This window comes from Clostridium lundense DSM 17049, from assembly GCF_000619945.1.
In the GTDB taxonomy this organism is placed as follows: Bacteria; Bacillota; Clostridia; order Clostridiales; family Clostridiaceae; genus Clostridium_AO; species Clostridium_AO lundense.
On sequence record NZ_JHVC01000008.1, the window covers coordinates 64,971 to 89,088 of the forward strand.

Genomic DNA, 24,118 nt, shown 5'->3' on the forward strand with positions numbered 1-24,118 from the left:
ATTAAAGCTTTTCTGCAACCCTAAGTTTTGCACTTCTACTTCTAGGATTAACCTCTACCTCTTCTTTCGTAGGTTCTATAGGCTTTCTTGAAACTAATTTTATTTGTGATTTTTTTCCACATACACATATAGGAAAATCTTTTGGACATGTACATGGATTTTGTAATTCTTTATACTTATTTTTTATAATCCTATCCTCTAGGGAGTGAAAAGTTATTATAGCCATTCTTCCTCCACTATTTAAATACTTAACTCCATCTTCCACAGTTTTCTCTAATATTTCTAATTCTTTATTTACCTCAATTCTTATAGCTTGAAAAGTTCTTTTAGCTGGATGAGGTCCTTCTCTTCTAAATTTTGCTGGAATAGCAGATTTAATTATCTCTGATAATTCTCCTGTAGTTTTTATTTCTTTTTTACTTCTGTTTTCTACTATAAATTTAGCAATTCTTTTAGCAAAATTATCTTCTCCATAATTTCTTATAATCCTTGCTAAATCTTCCTCGCTATATTCATTTACTACCTCATATGCAGATAAACTATTTCTTCTATCCATTCTCATATCTAGAGGTGCATCTTGCATATAACTAAATCCTCTTTCACCCTCATCTAATTGATAAGAAGATACTCCTAAATCCGCTAATATTCCATCAACTTTTTCTATATTTAAACTTTGTAATATTTCTTCAATATTATAAAAATTATTATGTACATATGTTACATTATTGTAATCCTTTAACCTTTCCTTAGCAGCTCTTAAAGCATCCTCATCTTGGTCAATTCCTATAAGTCTTCCTTTTGGTGATAATAATTTTAAAATCTCTGAAGAATGTCCTGCCCCACCTAAAGTACAATCCACATATATTCCATCTTCTTTAATATTTAATCCTTCTATAACTTCATTTAGCAAAACCGATACATGTTTAAATTCCATAATTATTTCTCCATTCTTTATTATTTCTTTTCTTTATATATGTGTGATTTAAATTCCTAACTCACTCATTTTTTCTGCAATTTGTTCAAAATCTATATTAGACTCGTTATATTCTTCCCACTTTTCTTTACTCCAAATTTCTATTCTATTAGATACTCCTATACTTACTATTTCCTTTTTTATATTTGCATACTCTAAAAGATTTTGTGGTATTAAAGCTCTTCCCTGCTTATCAACAGTAATTTCATTAGCGCCAGAAAAAAAGAATCTTACAAATGCTCTTGCATCCTTACTTGTTAAGGGAAGTTTTTTTAATTTTTCCTCTAAAATAGTCCATTCATTTAAAGGATAAATATATAAACATCCATCTAAACCTTTAGTCAAAATAAATTGTTCTCCTAATTCTTCTCTAATTTTAGATGGTATTATAATTCTATTTTTTGCATCTAATCCGTGGGCGTACTCTCCTATAAACATTTTGGCACCCCTAATTTCTATTTTACTCCACTTTAAACCACTTTGAACCACTATCTTTACTATTCTATAATAACCTAAAAATTCCTTCTTTAAAAGTACTTTTTAATAAAAAATTTAAACGCATTAAACTTTATTATTGTATTCTTATTCTTTTTCCACTTAAAGGAATTAATAATCCCCAAGGTCTATATACAATATATTCATCCCTTTCCTAAAAAAAATTTGATAATAAAATATTAAAATGCTAAACATATTATTAAAAATATATTTTTAATTAGGAGGTTCTTTTATGTTTACAAATAATAAAATGTTTAAAACCAACAGAATAATTAGACGTCATAGATTTAGCTGTTTAAGCAATAGTGAAAAAATGTGTATAGCAGGAATGATAGTAATGAGCTATGCGAAGGGCATATTGCTTGGTATGTATTTAAATGAAAAATAGAACTATTCCATGCCATCTGTACTAAAATAGCACTTCTAGAACTCTTATAAAAAAACTTCTAGAAGTGCCATACTTATTTTAGTCATTTAACTTTTTTTCCATCTTATTCATAACCTTTTTTACCTGTTCTTCTCTAAGCCCTGTTTTTTTTGTAATTTCTCCCATACCCACTCCCTTCTCTAATAAATCTTTTGCAAATTCAACTGTTTCTTCATGTTGTCCTTTTCTTCTTGCCACATTAATCCCACCCTTTCATCAAGTATATAATTATTCTTACCCTTGAAATCCTTTTTATACTTTTCCCGTTTTTTTAGATATATAAAAAGCACTTCTAGAATCTAATTCTTAACTCTAGAAATGCTTTTATTTTTTCAACAAGGCAAAAATACAGTAATTTTTGTACCTTTTCCTAAATCACTCTCTATTTCCATATGCCCTTCATGTAACTTTACTATTTCATCACAAATAGCAAGTCCTAATCCTGCTCCATTTTTTTTATTATTTCCTTTATAAAATTTTTCTCTTATTTTACTAATATCCTTTGGATCTATTCCGCAACCACTATCCTCCACAATTATATTTACACCTTTTATAGCTTCTTCTAATCTTATATATATTTTCCCTTGTGGTTCAGTAAATTTAATAGAATTATCAATAAGATTAATCATAATCTGCTTTATTCTATTTTTATCTCCTTTTATAGTATTTATATTTTTATTTTCTTGAAAAATTAAATCTACCTTCATCCAATTTGCCCTAGGTATTAACTCTTTTATAGTTTCTCTAATTATCTGGTGTAAATTTATATTATCAATATTTAAAGTTATTTTCCCTGAATTTAATCTTGAGAAATCTAGCAGTTCTTCTATTAGATCATTTAACCTATCACTTTCTTTATCCATTATATCTAACTCTTCCATTAGTTCTTCTTTATCTATTCCTTTTTCTCTTTTAATAGTTATTATCCACCCTTTCAGTGAAGTAAGAGGAGTTCTTATTTCATGTGAAATAGAAGCTATAAATTCATTTTTTAATTTTTCACTTTTTAAAATTTCTTCTGCCATATTATTTAAAGTATCAGCAAGCTTTCCAATTTCATCATTATAAGTCTTATTTATTCTAGCGCTATAATTACCTTTAGCCATTTCTCCAGCTGCTAATGTAATGTTATTTATTGGTTCTGTAATTGTTTTAGATATTTTAATGCATATAAGTGCTAAAATTAATAAAACTACTATAAATATACCTGATAAAAAAATAAATGCCTTAAAAGTAATTTCATTTATTTTTTCTAAAGAAGTAACATATCTAAGAACTCCAACTACATTATTTTTAGATAATAGAGGCATAGTAACTGACATTATGTTCTCATTAGTTCCTTCTAATTTTCCTATGACTCTACCTTTTTTACCTTCTAACGCTGCATCTATATCCTTGGAATTTATTATCTCTCCATTATATAAGTGCAAAGAATCTATAATAACTCTTTTGTTCTTATCTATTAATTGTATTTCACCTGTAGTATTAGATTGTATATTATCAATAAAATTTGCCGCTACCTTATTAAGGTTAGAATCAGATAAATATTTATTATAAAAATTACTTGATACTTCTAATTGTTTGCTTAATATCTCCTCAACACTAACAATATAGTAGCGTTTTATCCCTATAAGAAGAATACTTTCAATTATAAAAAGAGTTAAAAATATAATAAATATATAACTTTTTAGTATTCTTTTCCCTATTCCATGCAACTAATTCACCTCTTCTATCCACATATAACCGCATCCCCACACTGTTTCAATATACTTAGGCTTTGATGGATCTTCCTCTATTTTTTCCCTTATTCTTCTTATGGTTACATCTACATTTTTAAAATCTCCAAAAAAATCTTTTCCCCAAGCTTTGTTCAACAAATCATCTCTGCTGATTGCTTTGTTATAATTTTCCATCAACACTTTTATTAATGTAAACTCCTTTGGAGTTAAATCTATTTGCTTATTATTTTTATAAAATTTCCGAGCATTTTTATCTAATTTAAAATTCTGTGAAATAATAGTATTACTTTCTATTTTTCTACATAGTTCCATTCTTCTAAAAATAGCTTCTATTCTTGCTATTAATTCCAGTGGATTAAAAGGTTTTACTATATAGTCATCTGCCCCTAATTTAAGTCCTGCAAGCTTGTCATTATCCTGAGCCCTAGCAGTTAACATTATTATAGGTATATAAGGAAACCCCTCTCTTACCTTTTCACATACTTCAAATCCATCTATACCTGGAAGAAGAATATCTAGTACTATTAGTTCAGGTGATTCCAACTTTATAGTCTTTAATGCCTCTTCTCCTGAAGAACACTCGTATACCTTAAAATCATTCATTATCAAATTCTTACATATAAATTTTCTAATAGGCATTTCATCTTCCACAACTAATATCTTTCTTTTAGAAAATTGCTCCACTTATTACGCCCCCTTTCAACCACATTATATTATATTTTATCACTTAAAAAGTGCAAACCTTGGTAGTTTGCACTAAATTTCTTATTAATTTTCCGCTAATTTTTTTAGCTTTAAAAACTCTTCTTTGGACGGATATTCCAAATTAAGACTCATACCTTTTTCTATAGACTTTAATGCTTCCTTTTTTTGTCCAGCTTTAATTTGAGCATCCCCAAGATAATACCAATAAAATGCAGCTTTTGGCATTTCCTTAACTTTTTCTGTATAATACGGTATTACTACTTTATTAAAATAATCAGAGTATACATCTTCTGCCTTAATTAAATTTTTACCATTCCATCTGAATATATCTATTTTATAGGAATCTCCTGTATCTTTCATCCATATAGCAAATTCTACTTTTTTATTTTCACTAGTGTTACTCTTAAAATTTCCAACTTCCAATTTTGAATACTCAGTACTTACTAACTTTTTTAATTCTTTATTTTGAAGTTTATAAACATCTAATACATTATACATACTTCCTACTTTCCATCCAAATAATATTTCCTTTTGTCCATCTCCATCTATATCTTCAAAACTTAGTCTATCAATAGTATATCCTTCACCTTTTACATCGGCAATTTGAATTAATTTATTCTCTTCTTTTCTAAATATAGCTATACGGACTTCATTTTCACTGTCCCCAACTCTATAAGAAACTGCTACTATCTCATCTATTCCATCACCTTGCAAGTCTTTAACTTGAATTGCAGGGGTACCTTGTGGAGTAATAGGTTCTAACATCTTAGCCCCCTTTGGCAGTGATATATTTACCATAGACTTTAAATTTTCCATTCCTTCACTTTTTATAATGTTACCTTTAGGTGGAGATATAACACTTGTAGGTGTTATCGCTTGGGTAGTACTACAACCAGAACATACAGTAATAATTATTCCAAGTGCCAAAGCCTTTATATTCATACGATCAATCTCCTTTTCTTTTCTTTGATGATTTAATTATATCTCCACATATTATTAAAGTAGTTAAAAATCAGTAAAAAAACATAGCATAGGTGAATTAATTTTCACTATACTATGTTTTTTATTTAGCTAATTATTTCTGATAAAATTCTCTAATTTTTTTGCATACATATTCTACTTCATCTTCAGTTATTTCTGGATATATTGGTAATGCTAAAACTTCCTTGCAAGCTTTTTCCGCTACTGGGAAATCACCTTCCTTATATCCTAAATAACTAAAGCATTTTTGAAGATGAAGAGGTATTGGATAATAAATACTTGTTCCAATTCCATTTTCTTTTAAGTATTTGTTTAATTCATCCCTTTTTTCGCAAAGAATATTAAATACATAATAAACAGGTTTTTGATCCCCTTTTATTTTTGGTAATTTAATATATTCAATATCTTTTAATCTATCTCTATACCAATTATTAATTACTTCTCTTTTTTCTATAGCTTCACTTATATATTTCATTTTAACAAGAAGTATTGAAGCTTGCATTGTATCTAATCTTGAATTATATCCTATATAATCATAATGATATTTTTGTTTAGCTCCATGTACTCTATATATCTTAGTAAGTTCAGCTAATTCATCATTATTAGTTGTAATCATACCACCGTCACCATAACCACCTAAAGTTTTAGTTGGGAAAAATGAATATATTCCCATATCTCCTATGGTACCAGCAGTTCTATAGCTTTCTCCATTTCCTTTCCACTTCATTCCAAAAGCTTCAGCTGCATCTTCAAGCACATATAAATTATATTTTTTTGCATATTCCATTATGTGATCCATGTTAGCCATTTGGCAAAATAAATGAATAGGGAGAATTCCTACTGTATTTTTAGTTACTCTTTCTTCAATCTTTGTTGTATCTATGTTAAAGGTTTCTTCATCAATATCAACAAAAACAGGTTTACCACCATGTTTAGCAATACATGAAGTAGACGCAAGAAAAGTAAATGGTGAAGTTATTACTTCCTTTCCATCTTTAAATCCCATAATATCTGAGGCTATAACCAAAGCATCTGTACCAGACGCAACACCTATAGCGTGCTTTGCTCCACTAAATTCTTCTACAGCCTTTTCTAATTCTTTTACTTCTTTTCCTAAAGTTTGTATACCATTTTCTAAAACATTCTCTATAGCCCTTTGGAATTCATTTTTCTTTTCCAAGTATTCCCTTTTTGAAGTATAAAAACCTACTTCCATGAATATCCCTCCTTAACTACATATTGCTTTCTACTGCTTTAATAAGTTCTTTTACTAAATAATCAGCATCTTCTAATGAAAGTGTTGAGTAAACTGGAAGAGTTATTTCATTTTTATATTGATTATAAGCATTTGGATAATCTTCTATTTTATATCCTAAATTTTTATATAGTGTAAACATTGGTAATGGAATAAAATGTACATTTGTAGCTATGTCTTTCTCAGCTAAGGTCTGTATAACCGCATTTCTATTTTCTTCTTCAAAACCTTTTATTCTTAATGTATAAAGATGGTATGAAGTCTCCATCATCTCATTTTTGGCTACAGGAACTATAGCCCATTCTTTTTCTTTTAATGCATTAGTGTAAACTTCAAATATTTTTCTTCTATGCTCTAACATACCTTCATAACGTTTCATTTGTACTACTCCGATGGCTGCCTGTAAATCTGTCATATTACATTTAAATCCATCAGTTAAAATATCATATTGCCAAGCTCCTGCCTTCATTTTGCTAAAAGCATCTTTAGATTGGCCTTGTAGTGAAGTTATCTTAAGTTCACGCAATAAATCTTCCTTGCCATGGAAGTTATTATCATTATAAGTAATTCCTCCACCTTCTGCAGTAGTTAAATTTTTCACTGCATGGAATGAGAATACATGAAAGTCATATTGAGCTCCTACTTTTTGTCCTTTGTATGAAGCACCATAGGAATGAGCTGAATCTGCTATAAGTATTATATCTTCTCTTCCTAATTTTTTAAGTATAGCTTTAACTTTGTCATAATCTACTGGTACTCCTGCAATATCTACTGTTATTATAGCCTTTGTTTTAGGAGTTATAGCTTTTTCTATTTTTTCTATATCAATTATGAAGCTATCCTTTTCTACATCAACAAATGTTGGTTTTATTCCTCTGTGTACAATTATATTTGCTGTAGCTGTATAAGTATAAGGAGTAGTTATTACTTCATCTCCTTCTTTTATATCAAAAACCTTTAATATAAGTTCCATTCCTGCAGTTGCACTACCTAAAGCTACTGCATAATTTGCATTACAATATTTTTTCATTTCTTCTTCAAATTGTGCTACTTTAGGTCCTGAAGTAATCCAACCGGATTCTAAAACTTTTACTACTTCATTAATTTCTTCCTTAGTTATATCTGGTGGTGAAAAAGTTATCTTCTTTCCCATTTAAATACACTCCTTTTTAATTTTTATATAATAAACTTATTTTCAGGTAAAATTTTTACTCACCTGAATTTTAATTAAAATACTTTTAGTAATTATTTTTTCTTCCTGTAAAAAATCCTGTATCTTTTGTTATATAAATATATCCTTTTTTTTGGATGATTTCTTCTAAAGTTTTCTCTAACTTCTTAAATTTATATTCATTAAATCTTTCTTGAACATTTCCTGGCATAGAAAATATATAATCTATTAGAGGAGTTATTCTTTTTACCTTTAAGCTATCTTCATATCTTTTCATATATATCTCATTAAAATAAGGTGTTAATATTTTTATACCATTATTAAGTTGAAATTTTTTTGTTAAATTAAAACCCTCTAATTCTAATATACTTTCATCCACTAATCCAATTATATCTCTCATTTCTTTCATGTGATTTTTCCCAACAGTGGATGCAAAAAAATATCCATCCTTCTTTAATACCCTATTTATTTCATGTAGTGCTTTATCTATGTCATTTAAGTGATATAGCATATGATTGGCAATTACTACATCAAAGCTTTCATTTTCATAAGTTATGTTTTCTGCATCAACAACACTAAAGTGAAATCTATTAGAACATTTACCTAAATTCCTCTTAGCATCTTCCAACATACCTTCAGAAAAATCTGTAAGAGTTATATTCCATCCATTAGGTATTTTATCCAAGTTCTTTGCCCATAAACTGCCATCTCCACAACCTAATTCCAATATATTAATATTATTGGGTAAACTTAGCTGTTTAAAAAACCAAGGCATCCATCCTTCTTTATTTATACTAAAACTTTCATGTAAATTTATTCTAGCTCTTAAATTGGAAGAATTCTTATATTGCTCTATCCACTTTTTGTCTAAGTTAATTAACTTAATTACATTTACAAACTTATCCCAATTAAGTGTATCTTCTTTCTCTACCATTTGTAGAGTTTCATCAATAGCTTTTATTACGGTAAGCATATGCTGTACCTTTTCTCCCATTATTTCCTTTTGTATTACCAAGGATTTTTTAAAATCTTTATCATTTATGTCATATTTCATAATATCCCCTATTTCTTCAAGGGATAAACCAATAAATTTTAATGTTAATATTTTTTGAAGTCTTCCAAAGTCTTCTTTGCTATACAGCCTATATCCTAAATTATTATATCCGCAGGGTTTTAATAGACCTATTTTATCGTAATATCTTAAAGTTCTAATTGTCACCCCTGCCCTTTTAGCAAACTGTCCTACACTATAAAATTCTTTTAGTGTATCTTCCAACATTATCACCTCTACCCTCTTATTGTAACCCATGACCTTAGGTAATGGTCAATAGCTTTATAAAAAAAATATGCATTGTAGATATTTTTTTATCTACAATGCATATTTTTTACTGTTCCCTCTTAATAGATTGCTTTTTAGCAGTTCTATTACTATTTTTAGCAGATTCTCTTGTTATAGGTGTATCCCAATTACATTTTTCCATTCTAGCTCTTTTATTATCTGGTTGGCTATCTTTTGGCATAATATATCATCCCTTCTTCAAATATAAAAAAGTATTTATTCATATTATGCCTATTTAAGTATCAGTTAATTCAGTAATATATTTTAGTGATTTTACTTTTTATGATTAAACATTAAATCTAAATAATACTATATCTCCATCTTGCATTACATATTCTTTTCCTTCTAATCTATAGTATCCTTTTTCCTTTGCAGCTACTTCAGAACCACATTCTATTAGTTTATCATAGGATATTACTTCCGCTCTGATAAATCCTCTTTCTATATCGGTATGAATTTTTCCTGCTGCTTGAGGAGCTTTTGTTCCCTGTTTTATAGTCCATGCTCTAACTTCGTCTGAACCTGCTGTTAGGAAACTAAGTAATCCTAATAGTTTATAACTAGCATGGATTAACTTATGTAATCCTGGTTCTGCAATACCATATTCATTTAACATTTCTGCTTTTTCTTCTTCTTCTAATGATGATAATTCTTCTTCTATTTTAGCACTTACCACTATTACCTCTGAATTTTCTTCCTTTGCATATTCCTGTACTCTCTTTACATATTCATTTTCCATATTCCCTGAAATCAAATCATCTTCAGATACATTTGCTACATAAAGTACTGGTTTTGAAGTAATTAAGAATAAACCTTTTATTATTTCTTTTTCTTCATCAGTTACTTCTAAAGTTCTAACAGGCTTTCCAGCTTCCAAATGAACCTTTACTTTCTCCATAATTGAAACTTCTTCTTTTGCTTTTTTGTCTCCGCCTTTTGCTGCCTTATTAGTTCTTTCTATTCTTCTTTCTAAAACTTCTACATCTGATAATATAAGTTCAAGATTAATAGTTTCTATATCTCTTATTGGATCTACAGAACCCTCTACATGTACAACATTTTCATCTTCAAAACATCTTACTACATGTACTATAGATTCAACTTCTCTTATATGTGAAAGGAATTTATTTCCTAGTCCTTCCCCTTTACTAGCTCCTTTTACAAGTCCTGCTATATCATAAAACTCTATAGTTGCATATATCTTCTTTTTAGGATTATACATTTTTTCTAATACATCTAATCTTTTATCCGGAACAGTAACTACTCCCACATTAGGCTCTATAGTACAAAACGGATAATTAGCCGCTTCTGCCCCTGCATTAGTTATAGCATTAAATAAAGTACTTTTACCTACATTTGGTAAACCAACAATTCCCAACTTCATATATGTACACATTCCTTTCATCTCGTTAGTTAATTCTTTCTAAATTATACTCTACTCCAATATTTATTTCAACATAACTATTTATATTTTGTATTTTATAGTATAATGTAATAAAAAATTGTAACCACTTTCTCAAAGTACAGATAACAGAGCATAACTGGGGCTCTTGGTTAATTTTTCCCTGTTACTACTATTAAAAAACTTAAATTATAAACAGAGTTCTTAGCTTCAGAAGGAGTTTTTACTCCCACTGAAGCTTTAGAAATCGTTATCCAGGGACGTAGCCGCTCTTTACTCCCACTTTAAAGAAAAGCAGAGAACTCAAATCTTTGATTTGGTGTGAATCGCTTTCACAGAGTGCGATGGGAGTATTAGAACGGGTAGTCATGGGATAAATAATAAAAATAAGTAATATTTTAGGAAAGGAGATCTTAATATGTATGCTTTAAAACATATTTTGAATAGTAAACAATATGGAAATTAAGAAGAATATTCAGGTAAACACAAAAAATAGTTTATATGATAACTTTATAAACAGATTATATTTATCTTATATAAATATTAAGCAAAATAAAATATTTATATACAATTTTATATCTATATTCATTAAAACTGTATTGTTTATCTTACTAATATCTAGTGATAAAGCTGTAAGTATTGGAACTAATATGGTTTTTCATAGTGTTCCTCCTATATTAGTTTACATTAGCTTTATTTCTTTAATTTTATCTTTTGCCTTTTTATTTAAAGGCATATATCATTTATGCTCTTTTTTAATACTCAATACATTTATATCTGCTATATATTTAGCTGATATATGGTATTACAGGAGCAACCATTCTTTTTTAAGTTATCATATGTTAAAAGCTACATCTAATTTAAATAATTTAGGTGATAGTGTACTAGCTATGGGTAGGGCAATTGATATACTGTTTTTTATTGATATTATAGTATTGATAATCCTTATTATTAAACATAAAAAGATTTATGAAAATACAAAAGTAAATATTACATCTTTTTTAATTCTTTTTATATTGCCTATTTTATATCTTTCTTATGTTCATTATAAAGTAGATATACTTAAAAAAGGGTATGAAAATGTGATACTTTTTAAGTCTAGTTGGTCTCAAAATCAAACTATGGCTTCTTTAACACCAATTGGCTATCATATATTTGATTTATATAGATATTATGATGAATGTCAACCATATAAATTAAACAACTCTGAAAAAAAAGAAATCAACAATTGGTTTGAGAAAAAAGAGGAGGTTTTGCCAGATAATAAATATAAAGCTTTATTTAAAGGAAAGAACTTAATAGTGCTACAGGTAGAATCCTTGGAAAACTTTGTTATAGATAAAAAAGTTAATGGACAAGAAATTACTCCTACATTAAATAGATTGCTTAAAAGCAGCTTGTATTTTAATAACTATATAGAACAAACTTATAATGGTACAACCTCTGATGCAGAATTTATATCTAATACATCACTTTATCCTGTAAGGAGTGGTAGTACTTTTTTTAGATATCCAGACAATACTTATAAAAGTTCTCTACCAAATATAATGAAATCTTTAGGATACAATACCTTAGCGGTTCATCCAGATAAAGGCTCATATTGGAATTGGCTTCCTTCTTTAAAATCTATTGGATTTGATAACTGCTATGATTCTAGTTGCTTTAATATAGATGAAGTAATAGGATTAGGTTTAAGTGATAGTAGCTTTTTAAAACAATTATCCTCACTTATAGAAAAACAGAAGAAACCTTTTTATAGTTTTTCTATAACTTTAACTAGTCATTCCCCTTTTAATCTTCCTAAAGAATATGAGGAGTTAAAATTAGATAACTCTTTAAATGGAAGTAGACTAGGAGGATATTTTCAATGTGTAAAATATACAGATAAGCAAATAGGAATATTTTTAGATAACCTAGATAAAAGTGGAATACTAAATAATTCTGTAGTAGTGATTTATGGTGACCATGAAGGTGTTCATAAATTTTTTAAGGATGAAGTAGATTCAATGAAAAATAAAGAATCTTGGTGGACAGACAATAACTTAAGAGTTCCTTTAATAGTATATTCTAAAGGATTAAACGGAGAAACTATTTCTACAATTGGTGGACAAGTTGATTTTCTTCCTACTATCAGCTATTTAATGGGTGCAGATCCCTCTCAATACAACTTAAGCTCCATAGGAAGAAATCTTCTAAATACCAAGAAAGACTATGCAGTAACTTCTACAAGGGAATATATAGGTAATGATTCTACAGACAAAGACTTTTTCCTTAAAGGTATAGATCTAAGTGACAAAATAATACGATCAAACTATTTCCAAAAATAATAAGAGGAGGATATACTATGAGTTTTTCAATTCCTAAATGGTGTTTTATTTTTATAGTAATAGCTTTACTAATTCCCATACTTTCTATAGAAAGTATCGTTCCATGGACTATATTTATATTCTTCTCTTCTAAGTTCATTAAAATATCTAAAAATACTTATTTATCAACAAAATTAAAAATAGCTAAGTGCAGTGGTTACTGCACCTTAGCTATAGCTTTAGGAATATTCTTCAATTTCTTAGTTTTAAAAGGTACTACTTACTTTATGAATAACATACTATAAAAAAAGTGCATAGCACTTTTTTTATTATGCTTCTTTACTCAACTCTTTATAAAGTCCTATTTCTTTTAATATTTTTTTTGCCCTTTCTTTAGTGTTGCCATTTATTACTTTATAGCTCACATTTTCAGCCTTTAAAAATGACAATATAGCTTCATCAACCTTACTAGCCGTTTCTTCATCTTGCCATCTTACTTCATCTTTTTCATATCCAAATTCTCTTGGAACAAAAAATATAAAATCATACTTTGGTAAATCCTTGAGAGCTAAGCAATATAAATCTTTAAGAATCTCGATTTCTTTTTCTGATCGTTTTTTTGAACCTAGCATAAACCTACCATATATGTATGGAACAAAAGTTGCATAGTCAGTTATAGCATAATCATAACAATTTAGTTGCTCTTCCCTCAATGCTTGTCCTAAATATATTCCATATTGTTCTGATATGGATTCTATCATTCCCTTATCTCTTAGATACTCCGTACTATATTCAGTGGCACAACCAACATTTAAACTCATTATCTTCATGTCCACATATAACTGCTGAATAAGGGTAGTCTTGCCACACCTTGGTCCTCCTAATATAGCTATTCTTGTAGTCATAATAGAACTCTCCTCTCGATACTTCCTTAAACCAAAGTTATTATATCAATTTAAACTTGAGAGTTCAATGACTTTTAAGCATTTATGACTGAATAGCTTTTTCTTCTATATATACTCATAATAAGTCCTATAGATGCTGTATTTATTACCATAGTAGTTCCTCCATAACTTATAAAAGGACAACCCACTCCCATTATTGGCATCAAATTTAAATTCATAAGTATATTCCAGCTAAATTCTATAATAAATAAAGTTGTAAAAGCTATAACTATTAATTTACCATAGCTATCCTTTATTAATTTAGAAGATTTAATTAAACGAACTAAGAAAAATACTACTAAAGCTATAAGAGTAATAGCCACTATCCATCCACAGCCATATACAATACACATAAATATAAAATCTGTATGTGCTTCTGGTAATATTTGTATATTATTGTCTATTCCATTTCCAAATAAGCCTGATAATTTTATTAAGTTGTCTATATGTTTATTTATATACCCCATTCCATTAGGATCGCTGTTAAAATTTAAAAAGCACATAAATCTTTTTCTTGCATAACTAAAGTTTATAATTTTAATAATTATAGCACTAATAACTACCATGGGCATTGGAATAACATATCTCCATGAAAATCCACTATTTATAGCAACTGCTATGAATATCGCATTATATATAATAAGATCTGCCATAGAAGGCATTAGCATTATTAAAAATGATGGAATAGCATATACAGCTATTAAATAAAATATTTGTTTGTTTTTTTTAAGCTTAATTTTTTCTAAAACTCCTGGAAGGGCTATACACATTAAAAATAAATATAGTGATGTAATATTCATACTAAAACTTCCTATTTTAATAAATATTCTTACACCATTTATAGTACTTCCAAAAAACAATTGAAAAAATACTATTAAATTAGCTCCAACAAATATTTTTGTACAATGCTTCTTTATCCTTCTATAATCAAACTTATATAAAATCACAGCAAATGTTAATCCTATTATCCACCATACCACAGTCTTTATTCCCATAGTCTTATTAAAATATCTATTATAATCCATCATAAAGAACATTAAAAAGATACCAAAACAACACATTATAATAGAAGGAATTACTATTCCCCATTCTATTTTACCTTTATGAATCTTATTTAGTTTTTCTCCTATTAACTTAGCCTCTCCCATTTCTAAAATTGCTTTTTTTATAGCTTCTTCACTAGTTAATCCTTCCTCTAAATATGTTTCATATAAATCTTCTATATGTCCTGTAATTTCCATCCTTATTTCTTCATGCACTTCTTTATTTTTGATCTCTGATAATACATTATCTATATATTCTTCAACTATTCTATTTTCTTTTATCCCCATACTATCCCCTCCCATAATATTTTATCTACAGCGGATCGAAAAGTTTGCCATTGCTCCTCTTTTTCCTTAAAGTATCCTTTTCCTTTTTCTGTTAGACGATAGTATTTTCTCTTTCTGTTATTCTCTCCTTCACTCCAAAACGATTCTATTACTTCTTTGTCTTCCAAAGAATGCAAAATTGGATAAAGTGTGCCTTCCTTAAAGCTAAATACTCCTGAAGATTTTTTTTCTAATTCCTTAATAATTTGATATCCATACATAGGCTGATCTTTTAACAAAGTTAGTATAAGTATTTCCGTACTACCCTTCAGCAGTTCCTTATCAATTTTCATATCTTCTCCTCCTTAAGTGATATACATAGGATTGCTATGCATAGTAATCCTATGTATATAGAATAGTAAATATTACCCACAATGTCAATACCTTGTCATATTTTTTTATTAAAGAGAATAATTAACGACTATAGAGACTTTTATTTTGTTAACACTACAGAAAAGCTTAAATAATACATAAAGAGAAAAACCAGGCTATATTGATACTAACCTGGTTTTATTACTTACTTTAAATCTTTTTTATTATTATATTTTTTAAGCTCCTTTTCCATAGTCTCCAAAACTTCATTATAAATATCTCTACCATCGCCCATCAAAATATTAACTGCATCTTCTATAGTTTCCATAGTATATATATGAAAATTTCCCTTTCCTATTTCCTCTTCTACCTCTTTACTTAAAACTAAATTATCCTTGTTTGAATCTGGAATTAACACTCCCTTACCACTAACAGTATCTAATTTTTTACACACTTTGAAAAATCCTTCTATTTTTTCATTTACACCACCTATGGGCTGTACTTCACCTAGCTGATTTATAGAACCCGTTACAGCAATACTACTATTTATTCCAATTTTACTTAATGCAGAAATCATAACTATTATTTCTGCTACTGAAGCACTATCTCCATCTATTTTCCCATATACTTGTTCAAAACTAACATGAAAATCTACTGGAAGCTTATTATATCCTCCAATAAGTGTATTTATATATCCTTTTAAAATATTTATTGCTTTACTGTGTATCTTACCACTTAATTCGCTATCTTTTTGCACATCTATTATATTTCCTTCTCCCTTATAACAATTACATGTTATTCTCACAGGCTTTCCAAAACTATAATAACCTGTATCTAGAACTGTAAGTCCATTAATCTCTCCAACTAATTTTCCATTTAAATTAATAAATATTTTATTTTCTTCAAACGCTTCTAATATTTCATTTTCAATTTCTTCTTCATTATAAGCTATATCTATTATATCCTTTCCTTCAATATATTCCTTATTTTCATTTTTCACCTTATTATTAGCTAAGGTTATTATTCTATCTACTTCATCTAAATTAAAATACATCTTATTTCTATTTTCTGCTTTCCTTGAAATAAACTTTGCTATTTCTAAAATTCCATCATCTTTAATAGGTTTAAAATTACTAGATTTGCATATACTACGTATATTTTTTACAAAAGTCGCTTTTATTTCATCATTAACTTTTAGTACAGAATTAACTTCTGCCCTTATTTTAAATATTTTTTTAAAATCTTCATCATAGGAATACAAAATATTGTAAGTTTCATAGTCACCAATAAGAATTACTTTTTCATTAATATTTATTGGTTCTGGATGTAATCCACTAAGAGATAATAATTCTAGATATCCTCTATTGTAATCTATGTCTACTTTTCCATTTATTAAAGTTTTCTTCAAATAATAATATGCTAAAGAATTAGATAATAAATTATTTACTCTTATAATAATGCATCCATCATTGGCTTTTAACATAGAACCTGCATTTATAAGACTTACATCCGTAGTGTAAACACCATTTTTGTTTTCATATTCTATATTGCCTAATAAATTGCTTAAACTTGGATCATCCTCATATATACATACTGGTTTCTTATTATTACTATTATCTACTATTACATTAACACAATATTTATATATGATTTCATTTATCATTTCTTCATCATCTTCATAATCCATAGAATAATTGTCTAATAAATTTTTTTCTATTTGTACACACATATCATTTAAAAAATTTGCTATTACCTCATCTTTTAAAAACTCTTTTCTATAGGTATTCTTTATTTCTTTCATCACATCATTATAATAAATTTTCATTAATTCTTTAATACTTGTAATGCCCTCTTCTTCCTTATCTTTCATTTGATCTAAAATATCTTGGGCTTCTTCTTTTAAAGTAGCTACTTTATCAATTATGCTATCTTTTTTCTGCTTTTCTAAAGAATCATATTCTTTTTCACTCATGGCATTTCCATCATCTTTAATTGGAATAAAGGTAAATCCCGCTTGAGTAAATTTTATATCAAATCCACTATCTTCTGCTACCTTTACCATTTTATTTACCAATTCACTTCTATTTTTTTGTACTATCTCTAATAGTTTTTCTTTTTCCTTGTTATCTGAATTATTATAAAAATCATACGTTTTCTGTAAATACAACCCTTGAATTCTTTCTACATATTCATGAAAAACTTTTCCTTTACCATTAGATGTAAATATAGCCTTAGGACTTTTAGTGTCTTCATTAACTACATAACATATATCTTTAGGTGGAGTACTTTGTATATTATCATTAATAAATTTCATTATATTTTCTAGCTTTTCCTTTGAAAAATCATCTATTAAATAAACATTATAACCTTCTTTATCAATTTCTAAGGCTCGTTTTATCTCTCTATATACTTGTTTATACTCTGGAATATAATTATTATCTTCTCTATCTTTCATTGTGGTAAAATCCATATTATATTTTACTTCATTGAAACTAAGTTCTTTCATTTCATTCCCCCCTTTTATCCCATTAATATATTAATATTCTTCTTATATATTTTTAGGAACAAAATTTGAAAAAACACTGAATAAATCCATTCCCAATTTCTAAAACTCGTCCAATTTCTAAAATCCTATAATTTTCTATGGTATAAAAAAAGAGTACCTTTTTAGGTACCCCTTAATATAATCCTTCTTTTCCATCTACAATTTTTTCACAAATCTTTATTGAAGCAGAAGCTCCTACTCTTGAAGCACCAGCTTCTATCATAGCCATTGCATCCTCATAAGTTCTTACTCCACCAGAAGCCTTTACTCCCATTTCTTTTCCTACAGTTTCTCTCATAATTTTAATATCTGATGCTGTAGCTCCACCTGTAGAAAATCCTGTAGAAGTCTTAACAAAATCAGCTCCTGCTTCCTTAGAAAGTTTGCAAGCCATTACTTTTTCTTCATCGCTTAAAAGACAAGTCTCAATAATTACCTTAGTTAAAGCTTTACCTTTCGCTGCATTAACTACAGCTTTTATATCATTTTTTACATATTCATAATCCTTATCTTTTAATTTTCCTATATTAATTACCATATCTACTTCCTGCGCACCATTTTTTATAGCATCTTCTGTTTCAAATGCTTTAACTGCAGTAGTAGTAGCTCCTAAAGGGAAACCTATAACAGTACATACCTTTACTTTACTTCCTTTTAACATTTCTGCTGCTAATTCTACATTGCAAGGATTCACACATACTGAAGCAAAGGTATACTCTAAAGCTTCTTTGCATAATTCTTTTATACTATTACCTTCAGCATTAGGCTTTAATAATGTATGGTCTATCATACCTGCTAATTCATTTTTATTCATTGTTCATACCCCTCCATTTTTAAGCTTCCTTATATATTCTATAACAAAAAAAGGTAACTTACAACATTACTAATTATTTTGTGCTAAAATACATAACTTTCATAAAACTTACTGACTATCCCTTATCTTCCATAGGCTTTTCCGCAGGTTTTTTATCTGTTTTTACAGGTAACTTTTTAATAAATGACCCCTTTTCATGAAAGCTACTTTTGTCGCTAGATACAAGAGCATAATCCTTTGTTAATTTTATACTCTTTTTAGGGCAGAAATCTTCACACATTTTACAAAAAGTACAAGAACCTAAATCAAAATTCATAGTTATTTTTTCTTCACCATCTAACTTTTCCACCTTTTTTGTTATAGCTTCTGGTGCACATACTCTCATACACATACCGCATCCAATGCAAGTATTTTCATCAAACTTTATTCTTCCTCTATAGGATTCAGGAGCATCTACCAATTTATAATGTCGTCTTTCTGTTTCTGCAGGCATAAATATATGTTTTATAGCATGTTTTATATATGGTATTTTAGCCACGTTTATCCTCACCGTCCTTTTGTCTCAATAATTCAACTGCCTGAAGTATTCCTTCTATAATAGCTTCTGGTTTTGGTGGGCAACCACCTACTGAGACATCTACATGAGTCCATTTATCTAAAGGTCCCTCTACACAATAGCTCCCCTTAAAAACATTACAGGACATAGGACATGATCCCAAAGATACTACCACCTTAGGTTCAGGAATTTGTGATAATATCCTAAGCATTCTGTCCTTAGATTGAGTAGTTACTGGCCCTGTAACTACCACAATATCTGCATGCTTAGGAGTACCAGTAAGTTTTACTCCAAACCTTTCCAAGTCATATCTAGGACCTAACAATGCCATAAGTTCTATATCACATCCATTACATGATCCAGTATTTAAATGATATATCCATGGAGATTTAGATCTACTCCATCTTAATAATTTTTCCATATATTCAAACCTCTTTTCGCCTTATGCATCTTCCTTAATTTTTAGATATAGGCTAAAATTAGACTTATAACTGCCAATATAGTAGGTACGGTCCAGAAAAATCTTAAAGTCTGTTCTATTCTTATTCTTCCTACTACTGATCTTACAAAGGAAACTGACACCACTATTACTAGTATTATAAGTAATATATTAAATAATACACTTAATATTGTATTTCCAAAATTTATTCCACCTAAAAATAAACTTACAAACAAATTTCCCATTATAAACATCTTTACTGCTTGAGTTAGTTTATACATACCAAGATAAAATCCACTGTACTCTACTAAAGGTCCTTCACAGATTTCTGTTTCTGCTTCTGCTATATCAAAAGGAACTGTTCCTACTTCAGCTGGAATAATAAATAAGAATGCTATGGCCGCCGGAAATGTTGAAATATTCATTAAATTTATACCATATAACTTTTGATAATCTTCAATGACTCTTAGTGAAAATGTCACATTCCCTGAGGTTTCAAAACCAGCTTTAGCCCCTACAGCTAATAATATAATTACTAACGGAACCTCATAAGCTAACATAGTTACCATTTCTCTAGATATTCCAATACTAGCGTAAGGTGATCCTGAAGCTGCACCACCTATTATAAGAGCTACTGCTGGAATAGTTAATAAGTACAATATTACAATTATGTCACCAAATTCTCCTGAGAAGAAATTCATATCATAAAAAGGTATAAATAAAGAAATAGTAATAACACTTATAAGTCCTATTATTGGTGCTAATATAAATGTTTTTTTAGACGCTTTTCTAGGTACTAAGTTTTCCTTACCAGCTAATTTTAAAATATCATAAAAAGGCTGCATTATAGGAGGGCCGATTCTTCTTTGCATTCTAGCCACCATTTTTCTATCTATTCCAGAAAGGATTAATCCAAAAAATATACTAAATATTAATCCTGGAAAAATAAATATATAAAATAAGCTCTTTAAAATTTCCATAAATATCATCCTTTCTCCTATAATGCTGCAAAAAGATATAGACTTAATACTACTATACAACAAATAACCCAAGTTACATAATCATTTACTATTCCACTATGAGCTTTTTCCAAGCGCCCAAAATACCCTTTTAAATTATGTTTCAATCCCCAAAAAAGATCTCCTCCTGCTATAGGTGCAAATTCTTCTTTTTCTCCACCAGTAAATACTCCATATTTATCCCCTAAATTATTATTTGTATGTATATTGCATTTTTTAACAAAACTCAAACTTATAACTGTACCTATAATAAATCCTATAAGTATAACGATAAATAATAAAAACCAAGCTTCTGGTCTCCAATATCCCGCCATTTGATAAGTCATATTAGGAATTGGAACCCTATTTTTAAACATTTTTTCTGCAAAACCTTTTGTAAACATAACATCTATGTAATTTTGTAGATTATATATAGAATAAGCTGCTGGTTCTAAAAGATATTTTGATATAAACTTTGGAAATAATCCTTCCACTAAACAAGCTAACGCAAGTAAGCTCATAGATAAACTCATAGGTAATGGGATCTCCTTTATGCCTTCAAAATCCTTAGGCATTTCTCCAAAAAAAACTGATTGTGCAATTTTCATCATATAGGCTAAAGTAAATACAGATACTATTAGAGCTATAATTGTTACAGGAGCATAGCCTGCTTCATAAGTAGCTTGATAAATCATCCATTTAGATACAAACCCATTAAAAGGTGGAAGTCCGCTTATGGAAAAAGCTGCAACTAAAAATAATATAGTAGTATAAGGCATCTTTTTAGATATCCCTCCCAATTTAGTAATATCTGTAGTACCAGTTCTATAAAGTACTGCTCCTGCACACATAAAAAGTAAACACTTAAAAGTTGCATGATTAACCATATGATAAAGCCCACCTAGTGTTCCAATAACTCCAACTCCATTTTTTGAAGAAAGTCCTACTCCAAAAGCTACTATTATGTATCCTATTTGTGAAACAGAAGAAAAGGCTAATAATCTCTTAAAATCTGTTTGAATTATAGCCATAGATGCCCCTACTATCATAGTTAGTGTACCCCATAGTATTATAAGCAATTCCATTTTAGGTGCACCCACACTAAAAAATATCATATATAATAATCTTACAAAACCATATATTCCTGTTTTACTCATAACTCCAGAAAGCAACATAGATATTGAAGATGGCGCAGACATATGAGCGTCTGGTGGCCAAGTATGGCATGGTACTAGAAATGCCTTTACTCCATATCCAGCCATCATAAAAGCTAATGCAAAAATGGTAACGGGAGTATAGTTATTATGAATTAAAGCAGATATCTGAGCCATATTTAAGGTAGCCGTTTGTGCATATATGAGCACCGTTCCTAATAAAATTAAAGTTGAACCTAAAGATCCAATTACTATGTACTTAAAACCTGCCTCTAGTGACTTATATAAATTATTTCTAAAGGCTGTAAGTGAAATAGCGGCAAAAGTCATAATCTCCAACATAACATACATATTAAACAAATCACCAGTAAGGACAAAACCTATCATACTTCCTAGCAATAAAAGAAATAATGTATAATATTTATCTAAAGCATTATCTCCTTCCATATAGCTTACTGAATATATACTAGACAGAAATGATGAAAAAGTTATAATAAGGCCAGTAAAAAGACCAAAAGAATCCACTTCTAATCCTATTCCTATGGCCATTTGTTCCTGAGGCATCCAATTTCCTAGCCAATATGTAGCTACTTTACCCTCTAATAATATAGGCTTTATTAATAATAAAAGACTTCCTAAAGATATCAAAGAACTAAGTACAGCTACTCCTTTCATCCAAGGCAATAACTTTTTTTTACCACTTATTGCACCAATTAAAAAAGCTCCAATAAAAGGGGTTATTATAGCAATTATAGGCAAGTTACTAACATAATTCATCCTCTTAGCCTCCTAACCTTATCTGCATCTATAGTACCGTAGTTTTCTTTTATCTTTATAATTAAGGATAAAGCTAAAGCAGATACACATGCTCCTATTACAATGGATGTAAGAGTTAACGCTTGTGGTACAGGGTCTACAAAAAAAGCTCCTGGTTTTAAATCTGTAATAAATATAGGTGCAGTACCACCAGCTCTAAAGCCTATAGATATTAATAATAAATTTAGTCCAGAATCTACTAATGACATTCCTACAACTATTTTTATTAAATTTTTTTTGCTCATCATAATGTATAATCCTAATATCATAACTATAAATGACCCAATATAATTTATAAGCATACCTTCACCCCTATTCCTTTTCCTCTGCTCTTAATGTACCTATCATGGTAATAAGTAAAAAACCAATTCCAGCTAACACTTTATACCCCACAGCAAAGTTCATCCAAAATATAGTTCCTGAACTATAAAGCATTCCAGGTTTACCTTGATTATAAATTACATTTTTAAAGAAATTATACCCATATACAACTCCTAATGTTCCTAATAGTAGAAAACTTAATGCTCCTATGCTTTCATACATCTTAATTCTTTCTCCATTAAAGGCTTTTGAAACCCTATCCATGCCATATGCTAAATATACTATTGCTACAGCTCCAGCTATTAAAACTCCTCCCTGGAATCCTCCTCCAGGACTTAAATGGCCATGAAGTATAACATAAGCTCCCAAACTTAGACTAGTTGGTAAAACTATATTGGCTGTAGACATTATTATTGAATCCTTCTCTATGGCACCTGAATTTTTTTTATCTATTTCTTTCATTATCTCTAAACTACTCTTACCTTTTTGACTTTTATTTAAACTTTTTTCATTAGAAGAAAAAGAATTCTTTTTATAATTTCTTAGTATTACAGCTGAACCTGCCACTGCTGTAAAAAGTACAAATGATTCTCCTAAAGTATCATATCCCCTAAAGTCAAAAACAATTGCAGTTACTGCATTTATTGCTCTAGTCTTTTCTATAGTATTTTTTACAATTATATTGCTTATTCCACCATAAGTAGATGGTAATGCTGCCATAGAAAAACTAACATATATAGACAAAATGAGTAATATTCCTAGTGAAAACCATGTAAAAAACTTCTTCATTTTTGTTTTTCCTCCTTATCATTAACCTTTCTTAAGGTTATTATAAAGATAAAAGGAGTAAGAATAGCTCCTACAGCCCCTTCGGCTATAGCTACATCTGGTGCTCTTAGAAGTAAAAATTCTAAAGCTATAAAAGTTCCAACTAATGAAGAAGCAATTATGCAAGGCAAAATATCATCTAGTATTACAGTAAATATAGCTGATATTACTATTCCTATTATTATTAAAAAATTCAAAAAATTTATATTAAATAAAGCACTCATTTAT

Annotated in this window: 26 protein-coding genes; 3 read left to right on the forward strand and 23 right to left on the reverse strand. The window is 28.8% G+C overall.

The genetic code is table 11. The features are described 5' to 3' along the window. Position 1: 1 nt before the first annotated feature. Both rsmH and mraZ read right to left on the reverse strand, forming a co-directional pair. Complete coding sequence (gene rsmH / locus T514_RS0110405; protein ID WP_027624726.1) at positions 2-934, reverse strand: 16S rRNA (cytosine(1402)-N(4))-methyltransferase RsmH; 933 nt, start codon at positions 932-934, stop codon at positions 2-4. 48 nt (positions 935-982) lie between these two features. Continuing rightward, positions 983-1,411 (reverse strand): division/cell wall cluster transcriptional repressor MraZ, encoded by a 429-nt coding sequence (gene mraZ, locus T514_RS0110410; protein ID WP_027624727.1) that lies wholly within the window; start codon positions 1,409-1,411, stop codon positions 983-985. 289 nt (positions 1,412-1,700) lie between these two features. Here mraZ and T514_RS26590 point away from each other — a divergent pair, with 289 nt between their 5' ends. Further along, positions 1,701-1,856 carry a hypothetical protein gene (locus T514_RS26590; protein WP_156939874.1) on the forward strand — a complete coding sequence of 52 codons (156 nt, stop codon included), beginning with the start codon at positions 1,701-1,703 and terminating at the stop codon, positions 1,854-1,856. Positions 1,857-1,934: 78 nt separating this feature from the next. Here T514_RS26590 and T514_RS26970 read toward each other — a convergent pair whose 3' ends face one another. The 9 genes from T514_RS26970 to ychF all read right to left on the reverse strand — a co-directional run bounded on the left by T514_RS26970 (position 1,935) and on the right by ychF (position 10,469). Then, positions 1,935-2,093, reverse strand: coding sequence for a hypothetical protein (locus tag T514_RS26970; RefSeq protein ID WP_169735817.1), 159 nt, complete (start codon positions 2,091-2,093; stop codon positions 1,935-1,937). Between the two features lie 134 nt (positions 2,094-2,227). Continuing rightward, complete coding sequence (locus tag T514_RS0110425) at positions 2,228-3,610, reverse strand: sensor histidine kinase (RefSeq protein WP_027624728.1); 1,383 nt, start codon at positions 3,608-3,610, stop codon at positions 2,228-2,230. Further along, positions 3,611-4,318, reverse strand: coding sequence for a response regulator transcription factor (locus tag T514_RS0110430; RefSeq protein ID WP_027624729.1), 708 nt, complete (start codon positions 4,316-4,318; stop codon positions 3,611-3,613). 84 nt (positions 4,319-4,402) lie between these two features. Further along, the gene (locus tag T514_RS24365) at positions 4,403-5,281 is read right to left on the reverse strand and encodes a hypothetical protein (protein ID WP_027624730.1); all 879 of its coding nucleotides are present in this window, start codon (positions 5,279-5,281) and stop codon (positions 4,403-4,405) included. A 133-nt stretch (positions 5,282-5,414) separates the two neighbouring features. Next, positions 5,415-6,536, reverse strand: a complete 1,122-nt coding sequence (locus T514_RS0110440) for a DegT/DnrJ/EryC1/StrS family aminotransferase (protein ID WP_027624731.1) — start codon at positions 6,534-6,536, stop codon at positions 5,415-5,417. 16 nt (positions 6,537-6,552) lie between these two features. Then, positions 6,553-7,728: a DegT/DnrJ/EryC1/StrS family aminotransferase gene (locus T514_RS0110445; protein ID WP_027624732.1), complete on the reverse strand. Its 1,176-nt coding sequence runs from the start codon at positions 7,726-7,728 to the stop codon at positions 6,553-6,555. 85 nt (positions 7,729-7,813) lie between these two features. Continuing rightward, positions 7,814-9,022 (reverse strand): MerR family transcriptional regulator, encoded by a 1,209-nt coding sequence (locus tag T514_RS0110450; protein ID WP_027624733.1) that lies wholly within the window; start codon positions 9,020-9,022, stop codon positions 7,814-7,816. A gap of 109 nt (positions 9,023-9,131) precedes the next feature. After that, entirely contained in the window at positions 9,132-9,266 is a 135-nt protein-coding gene (locus T514_RS27540) for a hypothetical protein (protein ID WP_278246522.1), read from the reverse strand. A 105-nt stretch (positions 9,267-9,371) separates the two neighbouring features. Next, positions 9,372-10,469, reverse strand: coding sequence for a redox-regulated ATPase YchF (gene ychF / locus T514_RS0110460; RefSeq protein ID WP_027624734.1), 1,098 nt, complete (start codon positions 10,467-10,469; stop codon positions 9,372-9,374). Positions 10,470-11,326: 857 nt separating this feature from the next. Here ychF and T514_RS0110465 point away from each other — a divergent pair. Further along, positions 11,327-12,814 (forward strand): LTA synthase family protein, encoded by a 1,488-nt coding sequence (locus T514_RS0110465; RefSeq protein WP_242850589.1) that lies wholly within the window; start codon positions 11,327-11,329, stop codon positions 12,812-12,814. A 17-nt stretch (positions 12,815-12,831) separates the two neighbouring features. Then, positions 12,832-13,098, forward strand: a complete 267-nt coding sequence (locus tag T514_RS0110470) for a hypothetical protein (RefSeq protein ID WP_027624736.1) — start codon at positions 12,832-12,834, stop codon at positions 13,096-13,098. A gap of 24 nt (positions 13,099-13,122) precedes the next feature. Here T514_RS0110470 and T514_RS0110475 read toward each other — a convergent pair whose 3' ends face one another. The 12 genes from T514_RS0110475 to T514_RS0110530 all read right to left on the reverse strand — a co-directional run bounded on the left by T514_RS0110475 (position 13,123) and on the right by T514_RS0110530 (position 24,114). Beyond that, complete coding sequence (locus T514_RS0110475) at positions 13,123-13,698, reverse strand: AAA family ATPase (RefSeq protein WP_027624737.1); 576 nt, start codon at positions 13,696-13,698, stop codon at positions 13,123-13,125. A 74-nt stretch (positions 13,699-13,772) separates the two neighbouring features. Beyond that, positions 13,773-15,068: an FtsW/RodA/SpoVE family cell cycle protein gene (locus T514_RS0110480; protein ID WP_027624738.1), complete on the reverse strand. Its 1,296-nt coding sequence runs from the start codon at positions 15,066-15,068 to the stop codon at positions 13,773-13,775. Further along, on the reverse strand, positions 15,059-15,400 hold the full coding sequence (locus T514_RS0110485; protein WP_027624739.1) for a PadR family transcriptional regulator: 342 nt from the start codon (positions 15,398-15,400) through the stop codon (positions 15,059-15,061). Before T514_RS0110485 ends, T514_RS0110480 begins: the two co-directional genes overlap by 10 nt. A gap of 224 nt (positions 15,401-15,624) precedes the next feature. Next, positions 15,625-17,925 carry an AAA family ATPase gene (locus T514_RS0110490; protein ID WP_027624740.1) on the reverse strand — a complete coding sequence of 767 codons (2,301 nt, stop codon included), beginning with the start codon at positions 17,923-17,925 and terminating at the stop codon, positions 15,625-15,627. A gap of 172 nt (positions 17,926-18,097) precedes the next feature. Continuing rightward, positions 18,098-18,778, reverse strand: a complete 681-nt coding sequence (deoC, locus tag T514_RS0110495) for a deoxyribose-phosphate aldolase (RefSeq protein ID WP_027624741.1) — start codon at positions 18,776-18,778, stop codon at positions 18,098-18,100. A 115-nt stretch (positions 18,779-18,893) separates the two neighbouring features. After that, positions 18,894-19,316 (reverse strand): 4Fe-4S binding protein, encoded by a 423-nt coding sequence (locus T514_RS25695; RefSeq protein WP_051541994.1) that lies wholly within the window; start codon positions 19,314-19,316, stop codon positions 18,894-18,896. Further along, positions 19,309-19,755 carry an NADH-quinone oxidoreductase subunit B family protein gene (locus tag T514_RS0110505; protein WP_027624742.1) on the reverse strand — a complete coding sequence of 149 codons (447 nt, stop codon included), beginning with the start codon at positions 19,753-19,755 and terminating at the stop codon, positions 19,309-19,311. The genes T514_RS25695 and T514_RS0110505 overlap by 8 nt, the downstream gene beginning before the upstream one ends. Positions 19,756-19,796: 41 nt before the next feature. Beyond that, the gene (locus T514_RS0110510) at positions 19,797-20,753 is read right to left on the reverse strand and encodes a respiratory chain complex I subunit 1 family protein (protein ID WP_027624743.1); all 957 of its coding nucleotides are present in this window, start codon (positions 20,751-20,753) and stop codon (positions 19,797-19,799) included. A 17-nt stretch (positions 20,754-20,770) separates the two neighbouring features. Next, positions 20,771-22,702 carry a complex I subunit 5 family protein gene (locus T514_RS24375; protein ID WP_051541995.1) on the reverse strand — a complete coding sequence of 644 codons (1,932 nt, stop codon included), beginning with the start codon at positions 22,700-22,702 and terminating at the stop codon, positions 20,771-20,773. Next, complete coding sequence (locus tag T514_RS0110520; RefSeq protein ID WP_027624744.1) at positions 22,699-23,043, reverse strand: sodium:proton antiporter; 345 nt, start codon at positions 23,041-23,043, stop codon at positions 22,699-22,701. Before T514_RS0110520 ends, T514_RS24375 begins: the two co-directional genes overlap by 4 nt. Before the next feature lie 10 nt (positions 23,044-23,053). Then, a complete protein-coding gene (gene mbhE, locus T514_RS25700) occupies positions 23,054-23,851 on the reverse strand; it encodes a hydrogen gas-evolving membrane-bound hydrogenase subunit E (protein WP_051541996.1) in 798 nt (265 codons plus the stop codon). Next, positions 23,848-24,114: a Na(+)/H(+) antiporter subunit B gene (locus T514_RS0110530; RefSeq protein WP_027624745.1), complete on the reverse strand. Its 267-nt coding sequence runs from the start codon at positions 24,112-24,114 to the stop codon at positions 23,848-23,850. Before T514_RS0110530 ends, mbhE begins: the two co-directional genes overlap by 4 nt. Between the last annotated feature and the right edge of the window lie 4 nt (positions 24,115-24,118).

What these genes read in the sequence shown, in the direction of transcription:
- T514_RS0110475 (WP_027624737.1), bottom strand. Translation starts at nt 13,698, where the DNA reads ATGACTACAAGAATAGCTATATTAGGAGGACCAAGGTGTGGCAAGACT.
- T514_RS0110520 (WP_027624744.1), bottom strand. Translation starts at nt 23,043, where the DNA reads ATGCTTATAAATTATATTGGGTCATTTATAGTTATGATATTAGGATTA.
- T514_RS27540 (WP_278246522.1), bottom strand. Translation starts at nt 9,266, where the DNA reads ATGCCAAAAGATAGCCAACCAGATAATAAAAGAGCTAGAATGGAAAAA.
- T514_RS24375 (WP_051541995.1), bottom strand. Translation starts at nt 22,702, where the DNA reads ATGAATTATGTTAGTAACTTGCCTATAATTGCTATAATAACCCCTTTT.
- T514_RS0110510 (WP_027624743.1), bottom strand. Translation starts at nt 20,753, where the DNA reads ATGGAAATTTTAAAGAGCTTATTTTATATATTTATTTTTCCAGGATTA.
- T514_RS0110470 (WP_027624736.1), top strand. Translation starts at nt 12,832, where the DNA reads ATGAGTTTTTCAATTCCTAAATGGTGTTTTATTTTTATAGTAATAGCT.
- deoC (WP_027624741.1), bottom strand. Translation starts at nt 18,778, where the DNA reads ATGAATAAAAATGAATTAGCAGGTATGATAGACCATACATTATTAAAG.
- T514_RS0110490 (WP_027624740.1), bottom strand. Translation starts at nt 17,925, where the DNA reads ATGAAAGAACTTAGTTTCAATGAAGTAAAATATAATATGGATTTTACC.
- mraZ (WP_027624727.1), bottom strand. Translation starts at nt 1,411, where the DNA reads ATGTTTATAGGAGAGTACGCCCACGGATTAGATGCAAAAAATAGAATT.
- ychF (WP_027624734.1), bottom strand. Translation starts at nt 10,469, where the DNA reads ATGAAGTTGGGAATTGTTGGTTTACCAAATGTAGGTAAAAGTACTTTA.
- T514_RS26590 (WP_156939874.1), top strand. Translation starts at nt 1,701, where the DNA reads ATGTTTACAAATAATAAAATGTTTAAAACCAACAGAATAATTAGACGT.
- T514_RS0110480 (WP_027624738.1), bottom strand. Translation starts at nt 15,068, where the DNA reads ATGGGGATAAAAGAAAATAGAATAGTTGAAGAATATATAGATAATGTA.
- T514_RS0110440 (WP_027624731.1), bottom strand. Translation starts at nt 6,536, where the DNA reads ATGGAAGTAGGTTTTTATACTTCAAAAAGGGAATACTTGGAAAAGAAA.
- T514_RS0110485 (WP_027624739.1), bottom strand. Translation starts at nt 15,400, where the DNA reads ATGAAAATTGATAAGGAACTGCTGAAGGGTAGTACGGAAATACTTATA.
- mbhE (WP_051541996.1), bottom strand. Translation starts at nt 23,851, where the DNA reads ATGAAGAAGTTTTTTACATGGTTTTCACTAGGAATATTACTCATTTTG.
- T514_RS24365 (WP_027624730.1), bottom strand. Translation starts at nt 5,281, where the DNA reads ATGAATATAAAGGCTTTGGCACTTGGAATAATTATTACTGTATGTTCT.
- T514_RS0110445 (WP_027624732.1), bottom strand. Translation starts at nt 7,728, where the DNA reads ATGGGAAAGAAGATAACTTTTTCACCACCAGATATAACTAAGGAAGAA.
- T514_RS0110530 (WP_027624745.1), bottom strand. Translation starts at nt 24,114, where the DNA reads ATGAGTGCTTTATTTAATATAAATTTTTTGAATTTTTTAATAATAATA.
- T514_RS0110465 (WP_242850589.1), top strand. Translation starts at nt 11,327, where the DNA reads ATGTTAAAAGCTACATCTAATTTAAATAATTTAGGTGATAGTGTACTA.
- T514_RS0110505 (WP_027624742.1), bottom strand. Translation starts at nt 19,755, where the DNA reads ATGGAAAAATTATTAAGATGGAGTAGATCTAAATCTCCATGGATATAT.
- rsmH (WP_027624726.1), bottom strand. Translation starts at nt 934, where the DNA reads ATGGAATTTAAACATGTATCGGTTTTGCTAAATGAAGTTATAGAAGGA.